The organism is Paraburkholderia azotifigens (assembly GCF_007995085.1).
Classification (GTDB): Bacteria; Pseudomonadota; Gammaproteobacteria; order Burkholderiales; family Burkholderiaceae; genus Paraburkholderia; species Paraburkholderia azotifigens.
On sequence record NZ_VOQS01000001.1, the window covers coordinates 1,287,280 to 1,305,674 of the forward strand.

Genomic DNA, 18,395 nt, shown 5'->3' on the forward strand with positions numbered 1-18,395 from the left:
GCGACGCCCGTCAGACGGCATGCGTATCGACGCGCCGTGTCGGGCGAAGGAAATGGACGAGAGAAAGGCGCGCTATACGCGCGCCAGGGGACTTGACCGCCCGCGAACAGGAATGCCCGCGCCGGGCGCCTTCGAAGCCTGGGAAGCTACGAAAGGCCGCCGGCGAGCACCTGTTCGAGCGCCATCGAACGCGCGGCCTCCTCGGCCTCTTCGGGGGTGTCGAACACACTGCCGGAGACGTGAACCTGATGCCATTCAGGTTTGTCGGCGGCATCGCGGAAGATGCGAAAGCGCGCGCAGTAGCCGCGCGGCGTGGCGGGGATGACGTCGATATCGACGGATGCGCCTTCGATCTGATGCCTGACGAAGCCGTCCATGCTGCCCTCCTGACCTCTGCATTGCACGCAGAAATCCTAGCATGAGGGTTCGGGAACTGCGGGTGCATTGCAGCATGCCCGCCGCAGCGCCGCTCAGATCACTCGCCGGACTGCGCCTGGTCGCCCTTGGGCGTGTCCTTCACGAGGCGCGAGGGTGCGAGCCAGCGGAACGTGCTCTGGCCGTTCGCGTCGTAGGTGCACTCCGCTGCCGCGGGTACCACGGTCCTGTGCGGCCGGGCCTTCGCAATGGCCGCCGTGACGGGCGCAAGCAAGCCAGCTTCGATGACGTTCGTATTGGGCGGTGTGGCGGCGGCCGCTTCGGATGCCGTCTGCGGATGCTCGAGCGTGCCTTCGACGACGACACGGCTGCCGTGGATGCCCGTGCCCGTGTGATGAATCGTCAGCATGTCGTCGGCGGAGAGTTCTTTCGCCGACTGCCGCATCGTCTCCTCGCATGCACTCGTGTTCTTGTACATGGCCGCGCATCCCGCGGACAAAGCGGCGGCTGCCATGCAACATGCGATAACAGGCGTGCGGAGTTTCATCGATATTCCGTGGTTCAGGGCGACGGCCATTGTAGCCTGGCTCGCCGCCTCGAGCATGAAGCGCCGAGCGTCGCGCCAAAAGCAAAGGGCGCCCGCAGGCGCCCTAGATATGAGCCGCGCGCGAGCAGCGCTCAGTCTTCCCAGCTGTCCGGCAGGCTCTGCGTGAGCGTCGACACGAACGTCGCCGTTTCGGCTTCTTTCGGTTGCGTGAAGATGTCGCGCGAACGGCCCTGCTCGACGATCGAGCCGTTGCTGAGAAACACCACGTTGCGCGCGATCGATGCCGCAAGCCGCAGATCGTGCGTCGCCATCAGCATCGTCATGCCTTCTTTCGCGAGCTGGCGCAGCACTTCGACCACTTCCGCGGCAAGGCCGGGATCGAGCGCGGACGTCGGCTCGTCGCACAGCAGCACTTCCGGCGAAGGTGCGAGCGCGCGGGCAATCGCCACGCGCTGCTGTTGTCCGCCCGACAGCGTGACAGGCCACGCGTCGGCCTTGTGCGCGATGCCGACCTTCTCCAGCAGTTCGAGCGCGCGGACCCGCGCGCGTTCACGATTCCACTTCTGGACGGTGATGAGCCCTTCCATCACGTTCTCGATCACCGTGCGGTGCGGGAACAGCTGGAAGTTCTGGAACACCATGCCCGTGCGGCGGCGAATGGCGAGCACGGCTTCCTTCGAGGGCTTTTCCGTAAGCCTGAACTGGATGCGCTGGTCGCCGAGTTCGAGCGATCCCGCTTCGGGAATTTCGAGCAGGTTCACGCAGCGCAGCAGCGTGCTCTTGCCGCTGCCCGACGGTCCGATCAGCGCCGTCACGTTGCCCTGTTCGAGCTTCAGATCGACGCTGTTCAGCACGCGATGATCGCCGAAATACTTTTCGATTTTTTCGAGGCGGATCATCGTTCAGTTACCCGATGTGAAAAGCGCGTGACGGCCGAAGCGGCGTTCGAGGCGCACTTGCGCGGACGACAGCACCGAGCTGAACACCAGATAGATCAGCGCGGCTTCCGTATAGAGAATCAGCGGCTCGTAGGTCACCGATGCGATGCGCTGCGCGGCCTGGAAAATTTCCGGCACCGTCAGCACGGCGGCGAGCGACGTATCCTTCACGAGCGCGATGAACGAGTTCGACAGCGGCGGCAACGCGACGCGCGCGGCCTGCGGAAGAATGGCGCGGCGCAACGCCTGCGCGCGCGTCATGCCCATCGAGTACGCAGCTTCCCACTGCCCTTTCGGAATCGACTCGATCACGCCGCGGATCACTTCCGAGTTGTACGCGCCGACGTTCAGCGAGAAGCCGATGATGGCGGCCGTCAGCGGATCGAGCACGATCCCGACATTCGGCAAGCCATAGAAGATGACGAACAGCTGAACGAGCAACGGCGAGCCGCGAAACAGCCACACATAGAAGCGCACGATCGCCACCGACCACTTCGGTCCGAACAGGCGGACCAGTGCGACGATGAACGCGAGCGCCAGCCCGATCGCAAACGACACGAGCGTCAACGGCACGGTGAACACGAGACCCGCATACAGCAGCGGCCATAGCGAGTCACCCATCAGGTGCAACCATGCAGGCATGATTCAGGCTCGCCTTCTGCTTACTTGGAAACGTCTTTGCCGAAGTACTTTTCGGAGATCTTCGCGTACGTGCCGTCCGCCTTGATCTCTGCGAGTGCCTTGTTGATGGCGGCCTGCAGTTCCGGATTGCCCTTGCGGATCAGCACGGCCGAGTGGTCCGAGCTATCCGACGCCGTATCGACGGCAGCGATCTTCACCTTTGCGTCAGGCTTGTGCTTCTTGAAGTCGAGAAACGATAGCGAGTCGTTGACCGTCGCGTCGACGCGGCCCGACGTGAGCAGATCGATCGATTCGTTGAAGCCTTGCACGGGCACCACTTCCGCGCCGTGAGCGGCAGCGATCTTGCCGAAGTTGCTGGTCAGCGTATTCGCCGATTTCTTGCCCTTCAGGTCGTCGAAACCCTTGATTGCGCTGTTGTCCGAGCGGACGATCAGCGCCGCGTGCGAGACGATGTACGGCTCCGAGAAGTCGTACTTCTGCTTGCGCGCGTCGGTGACGGCCACTTCGTTGATCACGGCGTCGTAGCGGTTCGCGTCGAGACCGGCGATCAGGCCATCCCATTTGCCTTCGACGAACTCAGCCTTCACGCCCAGCTTTTGCGCGATCGCACGGCCGATCTCGACGTCGAAGCCCGTCAGCTGGTTCGACGCGTCATGGAACGTGAACGGCGCGTACGTGCCTTCCGTGCCGATCTTGAAGGCGCCGGCGGACTTGATCTTCGCGAGGTCGTCGGCGGCGAACGCGGCCGTGGCCGTCGCGACCTGCAGCAGGCCGATCAGCAGAAGGGATCGAATCGACTTCATAGGGTGTGCTCCGTGGTTCGTTTTGTGTCTTCCGGACTGCGCGTCCGGTTGCGTGGGCGGACTGTAGCAAACGGGCTTTATTTCCACAACGCATTTTGGGCCGCATCGATATGCTGCGGCGGAATATGGTGTGGCGAAATACGTAAGTATACGGGGTTGTGGGTGCGGGTGCTTTTGGGGTTATTTTTGCTGGCAGCGCCTTTTCTGATTCAGGCTTTTGCGCTCGCATCCGTTGGTTTGCGTTCGCGGGGCGAGATGGTATTAGCTAGCGCTGGCATCCGCGGTTTCGTATCCGTACTTCACGCGTTGCCCCTGTGCGGGGCGGCACTCACTTTCTTTGCCGCCGCAAAGAAAGTAAGCAAAGAAAGCGGGCTAACACCGCCAGTTCTTGTTGTTGCCTGCGGGCCCCCAACCGGTCCCGCACTTCACGCGGCTACGCACTGTCTCACGCGCGTTGCCAGCGTGCTAACTCACGCCTCACCCGCTCCGCATGCCCGCGTCACGGAACGCGTTACCAGAAAGTCCCCGGCCGCCCAGGTGGCAAACGGTGTGTAGGCCGTCGCGATGGAAGTGCGCCACTCCGGACGGAAAAGCGGGATCGGTGTCGTAGAAGCGCCAACGCGCAATGTGCGACAAGCTACACACAGTTTGCCACCTGGGCGGCGCAGACAGATCGCCGCCGCTGGCTGCACTACGGGTGACTGGAGAGGGTGATGCGCCGGTTAAAGACGTTGGCAACGCACATGGGATAGCGCGTTGCCGTGTGGAGTGCGGGACCCGTCGGGGGCCCGCAGGCAAACACAAGAACTGGCGGGGTGAGCGGCTTTCTTTTGCCTACTTTTCTTTGCCGCTGCAAAGAAAAGTAGGTGCCGCCCCGCACAGGGGCAACGCCTGAAGCACCGATACGACAACGCGGATGCGAACCACGAAATCGCGGACGCCAGCGCAGCAAAAACCAGAAAACTATCTCTCAACAGGATGCGGCTCCTTGAGCCTGTTAGCCACGCGCACAGCGTCATAGTAAGCCGCATTTGGAGGACGCTTCAAATACATACCCGCACCGCGCTGGGCGCGCAGATCCCCATCCGCCCACACATGCGCACCCCGCGTAAAAGTATGCACAGCGACACCCTGCACCGTCATCCCTTCAAACACATTGAAGTCGACCTTCTGATGATGTGTCTTGACGGAGATCGTCCTGGTACCAGCAGGATCCCAGATAACGAGATCTGCATCCGCGCCGACCTGCACGGCGCCCTTGCGCGGATAAAGATTAAAAATCTGCGCTGCATTCGCCGAAGTAATGCGCACAAACTCATTCGGCGTAATACGCCCTTTATTCACGCCTTCATGCCATAACACCGACATCCGGTCCTCGACCCCGCCACACCCGTTCGGAATCTTCGTGAAGTCCTCGCGGCCCATCGCCTTCTGCGAGGCGCAGAACACGCAATGATCAGTGGCCGTCGTATGCAACTGGCCCGACTGCAAGCCGCGCCACAACGCCTCGCGATGCTCGCTCGTGCGAAACGGCGGGCTCATCACGTGCGCAGCGGCACGCGTCCAGTCGGGATCGCGATACACGCTTTCGTCAATCACCAGATGCCCCGGCAGCACTTCGCCAAAGACCCGCTGACCTTCGTTGCGCGCACGTGAAATCGCTTCGACAGCCTCTTTCGCCGACACATGCACGATGTACACAGGCACGCCAAGCACCTGCGCAATACGGATCGCGCGATTCGCGGCTTCGCCTTCCACTTCGGGTGGACGCGACAACGGATGCGCCTCCGGCCCCCTAAAGCCCTTGGCCAGCAACTGCTTCTGCAGCTGGAATACGAGTTCGCCGTTTTCCGCGTGCACGGTCGGCAGCGCACCGAGTTCCAGCGAACGCGAGAAGCTGTTCACAAGCACTTCGTCGTCGGCCATGATCGCGTTCTTGTAGGCCATGAAGTGCTTGAAGCTCGACACACCGTGCTCGTGCACGAGCGTCCCCATGTCGCGATACACAGAGTCGTCCCACCACGTCACGGCTACATGAAAACCGTAATCGGCAGAGGCTTTTTCGGCCCAGCCGCGCCACTCCCTGAATGCGTCCATCAGCGGCTGCTTCGGGCTTGGAATCACGAAGTCGATAATGCTCGTCGTGCCGCCCGACAGCCCCGCCGCCGTGCCCGTAAAGAAGTCGTCGCTTGCCGTCGTGCCCATGAACGGCAGTTCCATATGCGTGTGCGGATCGATACCGCCCGGCATCACGTACTGATCGTGTGCGTCGACGATGCTCGCGCCTGCGGGCGGATCGATCGTGCGATCGATCTGCAGGATCGTGCCGCCCTCTTGCGGGTCCGCGATCAGCACGTCGGCTCTATGCGTGCGATCCGAATCGATCACCATCCCGCCGCGAATGAGAGTTGTCATCGGTTGCCTCCTCCTTCGAATATCGAAACCGGACTATGCGCTCGCCATGCTCGCGCCCGGACTGCGCCGCATCTTCATCCACGTGCCGTACACGATGGAAGCCAGCGCGAGTCCCACGAACCACGCATACGTGTAGAGCGTATTGAAGATCCCAGGCACGTTCGGGAACGATGCGGGAAACGCGGTATGCAGAAAGCCCGGCAGATTCGGCAGCACGCCGATCACGAGCGCAACGACAGCGGCCATGTTCCAGCCGCCTGTGTAGCTGTATTCGCCGTTCTCGTCGAAGAGTTCGTGCTGGTCGAGCCGCGTGCCGCGAATGAAGAAGTAATCGACCATCAGGATGCCCGCAACGGGACCGAGCAGCGCCGAATAGCCGACGAGCCACGTGAAGATATAGCCTTGCGTCGTCGCGAGAATCTTCCACGGCATCATCACGATCGCGATGGTTGCCGTGATCAACCCGCCCGTACGATACGAAATACCCTTGGGCCACAGGCTCGAAAAGTCGTACGCAGGTCCAACGAGATTCGCCGCGAGATTGCAGCACATCGTGTCGAGCGTGAGGATGATGAGCGCCACGCCGACGCCGATGCCCGTCATGCGGCTCGTCAGGTCGATGGGATCCCAGATCGCCTTGCCGTAGATCACCACCGTCGCCGACGTCACGACCACGGAGATCACCGACAGCAACGCCATCGGCACCGGCAAGCCGATCGTCTGCCCGACGATCTGGTCGCGCTGCGTCCTCGCGAAACGCGTGAAGTCAGGGATATTCAACGCGAGCGTCGCCCAGAAGCCGACCATCGCGGTGAGTCCCGGCCAGAACGTGAGCCAGAACAGTCCTTCCTTCTTGCCGCCGGGCGCGAACTGCGAAGGCGCGGAAAGCATCGAGCCGACGCCGCCCGCCTTTGACGTCGCCCACCACACCAGCGCGATGCACATCACGACCTTGATCGGCGCGGACCAGCTTTCGAGCCAGCGGATCGAATCCGTACCGTGCACGATGAAGTAGATCTGCAACGCCCAGAACGCGAGAAAACACGCGAGCTGTCCGATCGAGATGTCGAGGAACGGCAGCGCCGCGCCGTGCAGCGCATTGCCCGTCAGGATATTGAGCAGCGTATAGATCGCGCTGCCGCCGAGCCACGTCTGGATGCCGTACCAGCCGCACGCGACGATCGCGCGCAGCATCGCGGGCAGTTTCGCGCCCTGCGTGCCGAACGACGAGCGCACGAGCACCGCATACGGAATGCCGTGCTTCGCGCCCGCATGTCCGATCAGCAGCATCGGCACCAGCACGATCATGTTGCCGAGCAACACCGTGAACACCGCCTGCCACGGCGACATGCCCTCTTCCGTCAGCCCGGCCGCGAGCATGTACGACGCGATGTTCATCACCATGCCGACCCATAGCGCCGCGAAGTGATACCACTTCCACGTACGCTGCGCGGGGCCCGTCGGCGCGAGGTCGTCGTTATAGAGACTGCTGCCGCCGGCCACTTGAAATGCGTCGGCGGATTGCGCTGTCTGCTTCATCGATGGATCTCCACTTGACCGCTCGTTGACTGTGAGTGCTTTTTTCAGGCTGCCTTGACTGCTTGCTGCGCATCTGCGGTTTGCGCAGTGTCGGCCCCGACGCGCGCGGGATTGTTCGGATGCGTGGTCCAGTTTGCGTACTCACCGCTATCGACGCGCTCCATCGTGATGCATTGCTCGACGGGACACACATGCATGCAAAGATTGCACCCGACGCATTCCGCATCGACGACTTCGAAGTGGCGCTTGCCGTCCTTCTCGCGCGTGATGGCCTGATGGGACGTGTCCTCGCATGCGATATGGCACAGCCCGCATTGAATGCACTTGTCCTGATCGATGCGCGCCTTGATGTCGTACTTGAGATTCAGATATTTCCAGTCGGTCACGTTCGGCACCGCGCGGCCGCGAATATCGTCGAGCGTCGCGTAGCCCTTCTCGTCCATCCAGTTCGACAAGCCGTCCGCGAGATCGGACACGATACGAAAACCGTAATGCATCGCCGCCGTGCAGACCTGCACGCTGCCCGAACCGAGCACGATGAACTCGGCGGCATCGCGCCACGATGAAATGCCGCCGATGCCTGAGATCGGCAAACCAGGCGTCTGCGGATCGCGCGCAATTTCGGCCACCATGTTCAGCGCGATCGGCTTGACGGCGGGACCGCAGTAGCCGCCATGCGTGCCCTTGCCGTCGACGGTCGGCATGGGTGCCATCTGATCGAGATCGACGGCGACGATCGAGTTGATCGTGTTGATCAGCGACACGCCGTCCGCGCCGCCTTTGTATGCGGCGCGCGAGCCCATCCGGATATCGCTGATGTTAGGCGTGAGCTTCACGAGGCACGGCAGCTTCGTGCCTTCCTTCACCCAGCGCGTGACCATCTCGATGTATTCCGGCACCTGGCCGACAGCCGAGCCCATCCCGCGCTCGCTCATGCCGTGCGGGCAACCGAAGTTCAGTTCGACAGCATCGGCGCCCGTGTCTTCGACGAGCGGCAAAATCCATTTCCAGTCACGCTCGTTGCACGGCACCATCAGCGATACGATCAGCGCGCGATCGGGCCAGTCGCGCTTGACCTGTGCGATCTCGCGCAGATTGACGTCGAGCGGCCGGTCGGTGATCAGCTCGATATTGTTCAGCCCCGCGATACGCTGGCCGTTCCACTGCACGGCGCCGTAGCGCGAACTGACGTTGACCACATGCGGATCGAGCCCGAGTGTCTTCCACACGACGCCGCCCCAGCCCGCTTCGAACGCGCGGTTCACGTTATAGGCTTTGTCAGTCGGTGGCGCGGATGCGAGCCAGAAAGGATTCGGCGACGTGATGCCGGCAATCGTGCAGCGTAGATCGGCCATGTTCGGCTCCGTAGGGATTCGGTTTTATCTTTGCGCGAGTTGACGAACGCGTAGGAGCGCGTTTCAGGCCGCTTTCACGGCCGCGAGCGCGAACGCCGCATCGATCGACGCCGCCGCGAGCTTGCCGTCCTGCACCGCCTGCACCGTCAGGTCGATGCCGCCCGACGCCGCGCAATCGCCGCCCGCCCATACCTTGTCCAGCGAGGTACGCATCTCCGCGTCGACCGCGATGCGGTGTTGATCGAGCGTCAACAGTACGTGATCGAGACGGGTGGCAGCCAGCGTTTGACCGATCGCCTTGAGCACCATGTCGACGTCGAGCGTGAAGCGCTCCGTGGCGCCATCGCGGGCGGTTCGTTCGAATTCGACGCCCGTTAACGTACCGTCGCTGCCCATCAAACGCACGGGCTTCGCATGCGTGACGAGCGTCACGCCCTGCGTCTGCGCGAACTCGCGCTCGGCCCAGGTCGCGCTCATCGATTCGACGCCGCGCCGGTACACCATCGTCACGCTCGTCGCGCCGAGTTTGCGGCTTTGCACGGCTGCATCGACGGCCGTATTGCCGCCGCCGATCACGACCACGCGGCGGCCCACGGGCACCGTGGAAAGATCGGTCGCCTCGCGCACCTGCTCGATAAAATCGACGGCATTCATCACGCCGCTCAAGGTTTCGCCTTCGAGTTCGAGCGCACGCACACCCGTCAGGCCGATCGCGAGAAACACGGCATCGTACTGTTGACGCAGCGAATCGAGCGTCACTTCACGGCCTAAAGCAACGCCTGTCTTCAGTTCGATTCCGCCCACCGACAGCAGCCACTGCACTTCACGCTGCGCGAAGTCGTCGACCGTCTTGTACGCGGCGATGCCGTATTCGTTGAGTCCGCCGCCCTTGTCGCGTGCGTCGTAAATCGTCACGCGATGACCCGCCACCGCGAGGCGGTGCGCACAGGCGAGCCCCGCCGGTCCCGCGCCGACGACGGCCACGCGACGTCCGCTATCGGCGGCCCGCTTCCACTGCACGGCATCGTGCGCGATCGCCCAATCCGTCGCATGACGTTGCAACGCGCCGATCGCAACGGGCTTCGCGTCCTGGTGATTGCGCACGCATGCGCCTTCGCAAAGAATCTCCGTCGGACAGACGCGCGCGCACATGCCGCCGAGCGGATTCGCGGAAAGGATGTCGGTCGCGGCGCCCTTCAGATTGCCGTTGCCGATCTTGCGGATGAAACCCGGAATGTCGATCTGCGTCGGGCACGCCTGCACGCATGGCGCGTCGTAGCAGTAGTGACAGCGGCTCGCGGCCGCGGCGGCGGCCGTGGGATCGAGCAGCGGCGCGATGTCGGCGAATTCGCACGAAAGCTGGTCGGACGACTGGCGGTGCGCCGCGATGTCGCCCGTTTGCTTGATGGCCATACGCGTTCCTTCGTCAAAGTGAGGACGTAGCCGTGCCTGCCGGCATCGCGCGAACGAAGCCGGGACGGCATGTTTTATGGGTGAAGCGTTGCAGCTTTAAAGCGTCATCGGGTGCTTACGGTGCGGGTTCGCACGCGCGCTCGAGCATCGCGTGCAGCAACACGTTCGCGCCCGCCTCGATCCATTCGGGCGTCGCGTCTTCGATTTCGTTGTGACTGATGCCGTCCACGCAGGGCACGAACACCATGGATGTCGGCGCGACCTGCGACAGATAGCACGCGTCATGACCCGCACCCGACACCATGTCGCGGTGCGGATAGCCGAAACGTTCGGCCGCCGCGCGCACGGACTTCACGCAGGCCGCGTCGAACTTGACGGGCGCGTAGTAGAAGATCTGTTCGAGCTGCGTTTCGAGGCCGATGCCCCCTGCGATCTTCGCGACGCCTTCGCGCAGCGCAGCGTCCATTTTCGCGAGCACGGCGTCGTCGGGATGACGGAAGTCGACGGTGAAGAACACGCGGCCCGGAATGACGTTACGCGAGTTGGGATGCACCTGCATCATGCCGACCGTTGCGCACGCGAGCGGCGCATGATCGAGACCGATGCGGTTGACGAGATCGACGACGCGCGCCGCACCGAGCAATGCATCCTTGCGGCGCGGCATCGGTGTCGGGCCCGCGTGCGCTTCCTGACCTGTCAGCGTAATTTCGTACCAGCGCTGACCTTGCGCATCGGTGACGACGCCGATCGTCTTGTTCTCCGCCTCGAGTATCGGCCCCTGTTCGATGTGCAATTCAAATGCCGCATGCAACGGACGGCCGCCGCATGGCACATCGCCCGCATAGCCGATCCGCGCGAGCTCTTCGCCGATCGTCTTGCCGTCTACATCCTTGCGCGAGAGCCCGTAGTCGAGTGTGAACACGCCCGCAAACACGCCCGACGCCACCATGGCAGGCGCGAAGCGCGAGCCTTCCTCGTTGGTCCAGATCACTACTTCGATGGGATGCTCTGTTTCGATGTGGCGGTCGTTGAGGCTGCGGATCACTTCGAGACCGCCCAGCACGCCGTAGATGCCGTCGAAGCGGCCGCCCGTCGGCTGCGAGTCCGCGTGCGAGCCCGTCATCACGGGCAGCGCATTCGGGTTCGTGCCCGCGCGCCGCATGAAGACATTGCCCATCTGGTCGACGCTCACCATGCAGCCCGCCTCTTTCGCCCAGCTGACGATCAGGTCGCGCCCCTGCTTGTCGAGATCGGTCAGCGCGAGACGGCAGACGCCGCCCTTCTGCGTCGCGCCGATTTTCGCCATCGTCATCAGGCTGTCCCACAGGCGTTTGCCGTTGACGGCGATCGACGTATCGAGTCCTTGTTTCAACGCTTCGGATACCGCATTCATTCGTCTTGCTCCTTGGGATCAATACGCTTTGCAGTTCAACCGCGCGCGGTGCAAAGCACAGTGCATCGCTCGCGACGAAGTGAAACTGGTGCATCGGCGGCGCTATCGGATTCGCTTTGGGGCATCAGTGCACGCGCGGCGTGCATGCGCCGATGAGTACTCGCGTCGCGGTAAACCCTGGGCGTTGCGTGCATCGCGAATCCTGTCCGACTGGACAGGTTGTAGCCGATTAAAATCTTCAAATCAATGTCTTTTGTGCGGGCTGGTACAGATCGCAAAGAGAGCGAGAAGCATGCCATTGCAATGCAGCAACGCCGCCTGCGTGCGCAGCAAAGCGGCGCAAAGGTCTATGTCGATCGCGGAGCGAGCGGCTAGAATGAAGCGCGACGCGGCACCCGGGCCGTGCGAGGGCAACGATGAAACACGACAAGCCAGTGGAAGAAGCGGCCGTGAGCGAGATCGATAACGCCGCAACGCCCGCACCTTTGCGGCGGCGCAAGGCGCACATCCGCGAGAGCAACGAAGCGCATCTTCTGGCCTGCGCGGAAGCTGTTTTTGCGGAGCGCGGCTTCGAAGGCGCGAGCACGGCGATGATCGCGGAACGCGCGGGCTTGCCGAAAGCCAACGTCCATTACTATTTCCCGACGAAGCTCGCGCTCTATCGCCGCGTGCTCGAAGATCTGTTCGAAGACTGGCACCGCGCGGCGAATACGTTCGAAGGCAGCGACGATCCCGTCGAAGCGATCGGCGGCTACGTGCGCGCGAAGATGGAGCTGTCGCGGCGGCGGCCGCTCGGCTCGAAGGTGTGGGCGAACGAGATCATCCATGGCGCCGAGCACATGGTCGACATTCTCGAACAACGCGTGAAGCCGTGGCTCGATACGCGCGTGACCGTCATCGACGACTGGATCGCGCGCGGACTGCTCGCGGACGTCGATGCAAAAACGCTGCTGTACATGATCTGGGCGACGACGCAGCACTACGCGGACTTCGACGCGCAGATACGCGCACTGGGCGGCAAACGGGCATTGTCACAGAAGGCCTTCGATGCGGCGACGGAACAGGTCGTGCAACTCGTGATTCGCGCGTGCGGGGCGAGGTCGCCTGCTGCGAAGACCTGACGCCCGCGCGCAGTACTTTTTCAGTACGTTTCCAGATGCAGCCGTCCTTCGCGTTTGAGCTTCGGCCATAGCAGGTCCCATTCGAGCCCGTGCTGATCGGCGATGTCCTTGAGCGACTGCAACACGCCGTCTTCCATGCCTTTGAGCCCGCACACGTAGATGTACGTGCTGTCGTCGCGCAGCAGTTGCGCGACGTCGGGGGCACGCTCGCGCATGGCGTCCTGCACGTAGCGCTTTGGCTCGCCTCGCGTGCGTGAAAACGCGAGGTTCGTATCGATGAAATCTTTCGGCAGATTCGTCAGCGGGCCGAAGTACGGCAGCTCTTCTTTCGTGCGCGCGCCGAAGAACAACATCAGCTTGCCCGTTGCACCCTTGAGCCTGCGCCGGCGGCGATACTCGGTCATCGCGCGCATCGGCGCGGAACCCGTGCCCGTGCAGATCATCAGCAGATGCGAATTCGGATGATTCGGCATCAGGAACGTACTGCCGAACGGGCCGATCACATTGACCACATCGCCCTTCTTCAAGTCGCACAGATAGTTCGAGCACACGCCGCTCGCCGCGTTGCCGTGATAGTCCTGCGTGACGCGCTTCACGGTCAGCGACACGTTGTTATAGCCGGGCCGTTCGCCATCGCGCGGACTGGCGATCGAGTACTGGCGCGCATGATGCGCACGGCCGTCGGCGGCGCTGCCCGGCGGCAGAATGCCGATCGACTGACCTTCGAGCACCGGGAACGGCATCGATCCAAAGTCCAGCACGATGTGATGGATGTCGCTCTGCGTCGCTTCGTCCGTCAGCCGGTAGTTGCCGACGACCGTCGCCGTCGTCGGGTTTTTGTGCGTGTAGAGATTCACGTACGGACGCGCCGCGGACCACGGCGGCACCACGGCACCGCGCACCGTGTCGACTTCGATGCCTTCCGCTTCATTCGTACTATCGCTGCTTGCGGATGCAGCGTCGGCCGAGCTTTCCGATGCAGCGGGCGGCGCCATCGTCCCCTGCTCCGGCAACACGTCCCACGTGTACTGCTCGTCGATGCTCCAGGCGTCGGCCTTGAGCACTGTGCGCCAGTTGTCGATCGCGCCCGTCGGGCACGGCGGCACGCAGGCCATGCAGCCGTTGCACACATCCGGCATCACGACGTAGTTGGTGCCGTCGTGGGTGATCGCATCGATCGGGCAGGTCTCTTCGCATGTGTTGCAGCGAATGCAGATCTCCGGATCGATCAGATGCTGCTTGAGAATGTCGACCGGTAGGGGCGCGTTCATGATGACTCTCTCTTGCGCTGATCTTGCGCGACACCTAGTTGAAGCGCACGTATTCGAAATCGACGGGCTGACGGTTGATACCCATCGCGGGCGGCGCAATCCAGTTCGCGAACTTGCCGGGTTCGACGACGCGCCCCATGAGCGACGCGACATACGCGCGGTCTTCCGGCGTCGGCAGCCACTTCGATTCGTGCGCGGCCCATTCGGCTTCACCGATCACGCGTCCATCTGGCGAGACACGCGTGCCCGCGAACGTGCCGATCTGCCGGTTGAATGCCTTGTGCGGCACGGTCAGACGAAAATCGACGCCCGCCTTCTCCAGCACCTTGTTCCAGCGCCCGACGCCCGCAACGGAATCCTTGATGTAATCGTCGCGCAGCACTTCGTTCATCGCGTTGAGCATGGGCACGTCGCGCTCGACCAGCTTGCCGTCCTCGACATCGAGCAGCCTGTAGCTTTGCCCGTTCAACTGATGATCGTCGTCGCGCTTCGTTTCTTCATAGCGGCCCTTGAGCCCCGAGTTGTAGAACGTTGCCGCATTCGACGACTGGTCCGCACCGAACAGGTCGATCGTCACCGAGTAGTGGAAGTTCAGGTAACGCTGGATGGTCGGCAGATCGATCACGCCCGCAGCGCGAAGCCTGCTGACGTCGTCGGTCTTGAGTTCGTTCATCACCTGCGCCGTGCGCTGCACGACGCGCGACACGCCCGACTCCCCGACGAACATGTGATGCGCCTCTTCCGTCAGCATGAACTTCGTCGTGCGCGCGAGCGGGTCGAAGCCGGATTCGGCGAGCGCGCTCAACTGGAACTTGCCGTCGCGATCGGTGAAGTACGTGAACATATAGAACGCGAGCCAGTCGGGCGTTTTCTCGTTGAACGCGCCGAGAATGCGCGGGTTGTCGTCATCGCCCGAGCGGCGGCCAAGCAAGGCTTCCGCCTCTTCGCGCCCGTCGCGGCCAAAGTAGCGATGCAGCAGATAGACCATGGCCCACAGGTGCCGGCCTTCCTCGACGTTCACCTGGAAGAGGTTGCGCAGGTCGTACATCGACGGCGCCGTGAGCCCCAGATGACGCTGCTGCTCGACGGAAGCGGGCTCGGTATCGCCTTGCGTGACGATGATGCGGCGCAAGTTCGCGCGATGCTCGCCGGGCACGTCCTGCCATGCGGCTTCGCCCTTGTGCTCGCCGAAGTTGATCTTGCGGTCCTGATCGCCCGGCGTGAGAAAGATGCCCCAGCGATAGTCCGGCATTTTCACGTAATCGAAATGTGCCCAGCCGCCGGGATCGACGCTCGTCGCGGTGCGCAGATACACGTCGAAGTTATGCGAGCCATCAGGGCCCATGTCGCCCCACCATGACAGGAAGTTCGGCTGCCATTGCTCGAGCGCGCGCTGCAGCGTGCGGTCGTCGGCGAGGTTGACGTTGTTCGGGATCTTGTCGCTGTAGTTGATCGTGGACATGTCGGTTCCTTGAGCGCGATGCGTGTTCGTGTGATTGGCGAGCGGCGTATGCCGTTGCAGCCGGTATCTGGATCAGACCACGGCGGCAGACTCCGGCTCAGACGCGTGAGACGTCGAATTGCGCCTTGCTGCCCTTGCCGTACACCTTGAGCGCGCCCTTCTCGCCCACCGCGTTCGGCCTGTTGAAAATCCAGTTCTGCCACGCCGTCAGACGTCCGAAGATGCGCGTCTCCATCGTCTCGCGGCCGTTGAAGCGCAGGTTCGCTTCCATGCCCGTCAGTGCATCGGGCGACATTGCCGCACGTTCTTCGAGGGCGATGCGGATTTCGTCGGCCCAGTCGATGTCGTCGGGCGACGCCGTGACGAGGCCCAGACGTTCCGCTTCCACCGCTTTCACGGGCTCACCGATCTTCGCGCGCGCGGCATCGAGCGGCTCGGTCTCTTCATAGAACCGCCGCGCGAGCCGCGATTGATGCGTGACCATCGGATACAGACCGAAGTTGACTTCCGACAATGTGATCGCAGGCTCTTCGTCTTCATTCGCGGGCAGCGCGGCCATGTACGTGCGGTCGGCGGCGAACGCGAATTCGGCGAACGTGCCCGTGAAACACGAGCCCGGCTCGATCAGCGCAAACAGCGAACGCGACGACACGTCGATTCGCGCAAGCGTGCGGCGCAGAAGACCGATCGTTTCGCGCACGAACCAATGATCCTTGTGCTGCAGCAGCGTGGCGTCGACGGCGAGCACAGCACGCGCATCGCCTTCCGTCTTCAGGATCCACGTGCCGATGTCGAGCTCGTTGGTGCGCATCGACAGGATCGCGTCGTCGAGTTCGCGCGCGAACTGCAGCGGCCACCAGTTCGCGCCCTTCGCGACGATGGTGTCGATCTCGGTGGGCTGTTCCGTCGTCGGCGCTTTGGCCGTAAAAGTGGCGGTGCGCTTCGCGCGGTCGATCGACACGTCGAGCGTCGCATATGTGAGGCCGTCTTCGCGATCCGTGCGTTCGACGCGCGTCAGCATCACGCCCTGCGCATCCGCCGGACGGTCGCTCTGTTGCGCGAGTTCGAGTGCGCGCGCCGCGACGGCTTGCTCGAACTGGTTCGGCTTCACGACGTCATCGACGAGACGCCATTCCTTCGCACGCGCACCGCGAATGCCTTCGACCACGGTGCAGAAAATATCGGCGCGGTCGTGCCGCACCTTGCGTTTGTCGGTGACGCGCGTGAGGCCGCCCGTGCCCGGCAGCACGCCGAGCAGCGGCACTTCCGGCAGCGCCACCGACGACGAACGGTCGTCGACCAGATAGATTTCGTCGCACGCGAGCGCCAGTTCATACCCGCCGCCCGCACATGAACCATTCACAGCTGCAAGAAACTTCAGGCCAGAGTGACGCGACGAGTCCTCGATGCCGTTGCGGGTCTCGTTCGTAAACTTGCAGAAGTTGACCTTCCACGCATGCGACGACAGACCCAGCATGAAAATGTTTGCACCTGAGCAGAACACACGGTCCTTCAGGCTCGTGAGAACAACAGTCCGCACTTCCGGATGCTCGAAGCGGATGCGCTGAAGTGCATCGTGCAGTTCGATATCGACGCCCAGGTCGTATGAATTCAGCTTCAGCTTGTAGCCGTCGCGGATGCCGCCGTCTTCCGCGATGTCGATGCCGAGCGTCGCCACCGGCCCGTTGAAGGTGAGCTTCCAGTGCTTGTACTGCGACGGATCGGTGCGGTAGTCGACTTGCGCGGCGGCAGTGTCTGCCGGGGACATGGCTGCGGACATGGGGTGTCTCCTGAAGCGGTGCAGTTCGTTTTAACGAACAATAGTGCACCACCTCAGCCATGTAAAGCACTTTACTTCATGTTTTGGGGTTATCCCCTAGCGTTGCATGTTCACCGCCGTCTGCCGCGCATGCATCATGCTTCGTCACCCAGTTCGGCGGCGAGCCGTGCGGCGAGGCGGTCACGCAACTGCAGATAGGCATCGGCGAGCGTGCGCTCGCTCGTGTCGAAGATCATGTCGGCGCGGTTGTAGAGTTCGCTGCGTCCCGCGAGGATACGCTTCAGATCTTCCATCGCTTCCTTGTTGCCGGACATCGGCCGCAAGTCGCCCTGCGCGACGACGCGGCGCATGTGCTCTTCCGGGCTGGCCTGGAGCCACACCGTGAAACAGTGAGCGAGCAACGCGTTGAAGGTAGCGGGCTCGGATACCAGCCCGCCCGGCGACGCGATCACGGCCCGCTCGTGCTCGCCGATCACCGCCTCCAGCGCACGCTGCTCGTAACGCCGATACGCGCTCGCGCCGTACAGCGAGTGGATCTCCGACGGCGGACAGCCCGCCATCTGCTGGATCACCTTCGTGATCTCGATGAACGGCACCTTGCGCTCCTGCGCGAGCATGCGCCCGAGCGTCGACTTGCCCGCGCCGCGCAAGCCGATCAGCGCGATACGGTCCTTCCGGTGCGGGTCGCGCGGCGCCTGCGCGAACATCTCGGCGAGCGCGACGCGTGCGCGCTGCAATGCCGCCTGATCCCGGCCGTGCAGCAGTTCGCGGATCAGCAGCCACTCCGCAGACGACGTGGTTTCGTCGCCGATTACTTCGGCGAGCGGACAGTTCAGCGTGGCCGCGATCTGCCGCAGCACCAACACCGATGCGTTGCCCACGCCCGACTCGAGATTCGCAAGGTGACGCTCCGACAGGCCCGTTTCCGACGCCAGCGTCTTGCGCGTCATGCCGCGCCGCGCCCGCAGCAGGCGCACGCGCTCCCCCATCGCCGTCAGAAACGGATCGCGTTCTTCGCGCTCGGCCTTCGGCGCTTCATCGTCGGCGCGCGGAGCCTGGGTTGCGTCGGCGGAGTAAGTTTGGTTCATATCGAAAAGCCTCATCGCCTAGGTATATGTACTATAGTGCTTGACATGCTCAAGGTGAACGGTTAATTTTCGCCGCATATCGACGTAATAACAACGCCGCTGACCCTCGTCCGGATGGCATAGGCGAAATCGGAGACGTACGGCGGCATCGCACATGAACTAAGGTGCGTGTCGACCGGCAGCAACTATCTTGCAGAAGGCTCGTGCGACGCACGGGACGGAAGCGCCCGAAAGCGCCGGCTCCGTTCCCGAC

General features: G+C 63.0%; 15 protein-coding genes. 1 reads left to right on the top strand and 14 read right to left on the bottom strand.

Annotated features, from left to right (window positions below):
• Positions 1-146: 146 nt before the first annotated feature.
• The 10 genes from FRZ40_RS05695 to FRZ40_RS05740 form a co-directional block, all read right to left on the bottom strand.
• Entirely contained in the window at positions 147-377 is a 231-nt protein-coding gene (locus FRZ40_RS05695) for a hypothetical protein (RefSeq protein ID WP_147233592.1), read from the bottom strand.
• A gap of 98 nt (positions 378-475) precedes the next feature.
• Entirely contained in the window at positions 476-853 is a 378-nt protein-coding gene (locus FRZ40_RS05700; RefSeq protein WP_338048131.1) for a hypothetical protein, read from the bottom strand.
• Positions 854-1,053: 200 nt separating this feature from the next.
• Positions 1,054-1,821: an amino acid ABC transporter ATP-binding protein gene (locus FRZ40_RS05705; protein WP_147233594.1), complete on the bottom strand. Its 768-nt coding sequence runs from the start codon at positions 1,819-1,821 to the stop codon at positions 1,054-1,056.
• Between the two features lie 3 nt (positions 1,822-1,824).
• Complete coding sequence (locus FRZ40_RS05710; protein WP_028368799.1) at positions 1,825-2,502, bottom strand: amino acid ABC transporter permease; 678 nt, start codon at positions 2,500-2,502, stop codon at positions 1,825-1,827.
• A gap of 20 nt (positions 2,503-2,522) precedes the next feature.
• Positions 2,523-3,305: an amino acid ABC transporter substrate-binding protein gene (locus FRZ40_RS05715; RefSeq protein WP_028368800.1), complete on the bottom strand. Its 783-nt coding sequence runs from the start codon at positions 3,303-3,305 to the stop codon at positions 2,523-2,525.
• Between the two features lie 963 nt (positions 3,306-4,268).
• Entirely contained in the window at positions 4,269-5,720 is a 1,452-nt protein-coding gene (gene hydA / locus FRZ40_RS05720) for a dihydropyrimidinase (RefSeq protein WP_147233595.1), read from the bottom strand.
• A gap of 33 nt (positions 5,721-5,753) precedes the next feature.
• Positions 5,754-7,259, bottom strand: a complete 1,506-nt coding sequence (locus tag FRZ40_RS05725; protein ID WP_147233596.1) for an NCS1 family nucleobase:cation symporter-1 — start codon at positions 7,257-7,259, stop codon at positions 5,754-5,756.
• 44 nt (positions 7,260-7,303) lie between these two features.
• The gene (preA, locus tag FRZ40_RS05730) at positions 7,304-8,614 is read right to left on the bottom strand and encodes an NAD-dependent dihydropyrimidine dehydrogenase subunit PreA (RefSeq protein WP_147233597.1); all 1,311 of its coding nucleotides are present in this window, start codon (positions 8,612-8,614) and stop codon (positions 7,304-7,306) included.
• 63 nt (positions 8,615-8,677) lie between these two features.
• Entirely contained in the window at positions 8,678-10,027 is a 1,350-nt protein-coding gene (locus tag FRZ40_RS05735) for an NAD(P)-dependent oxidoreductase (RefSeq protein WP_147233598.1), read from the bottom strand.
• A gap of 115 nt (positions 10,028-10,142) precedes the next feature.
• Entirely contained in the window at positions 10,143-11,420 is a 1,278-nt protein-coding gene (locus FRZ40_RS05740) for a Zn-dependent hydrolase (protein WP_147233599.1), read from the bottom strand.
• A gap of 416 nt (positions 11,421-11,836) precedes the next feature.
• Between FRZ40_RS05740 and FRZ40_RS05745 the strand changes: the two genes are divergently transcribed.
• A complete protein-coding gene (locus FRZ40_RS05745; RefSeq protein WP_147233600.1) occupies positions 11,837-12,541 on the top strand; it encodes a TetR/AcrR family transcriptional regulator in 705 nt (234 codons plus the stop codon).
• 20 nt (positions 12,542-12,561) lie between these two features.
• On the opposite strand, the gene boxA is transcribed toward FRZ40_RS05745, so the two are convergent.
• From boxA to FRZ40_RS05765, 4 genes are all read right to left on the bottom strand, one after another.
• Entirely contained in the window at positions 12,562-13,812 is a 1,251-nt protein-coding gene (boxA, locus tag FRZ40_RS05750) for a benzoyl-CoA 2,3-epoxidase subunit BoxA (RefSeq protein WP_147233601.1), read from the bottom strand.
• A 34-nt stretch (positions 13,813-13,846) separates the two neighbouring features.
• Complete coding sequence (gene boxB / locus FRZ40_RS05755; RefSeq protein WP_028368808.1) at positions 13,847-15,274, bottom strand: benzoyl-CoA 2,3-epoxidase subunit BoxB; 1,428 nt, start codon at positions 15,272-15,274, stop codon at positions 13,847-13,849.
• Positions 15,275-15,371: 97 nt separating this feature from the next.
• Positions 15,372-17,042 carry a 2,3-epoxybenzoyl-CoA dihydrolase gene (gene boxC / locus FRZ40_RS05760; protein ID WP_193567000.1) on the bottom strand — a complete coding sequence of 557 codons (1,671 nt, stop codon included), beginning with the start codon at positions 17,040-17,042 and terminating at the stop codon, positions 15,372-15,374.
• 146 nt (positions 17,043-17,188) lie between these two features.
• Complete coding sequence (locus tag FRZ40_RS05765) at positions 17,189-18,142, bottom strand: helix-turn-helix transcriptional regulator (protein ID WP_147233603.1); 954 nt, start codon at positions 18,140-18,142, stop codon at positions 17,189-17,191.
• Positions 18,143-18,395 lie beyond the last annotated feature (253 nt).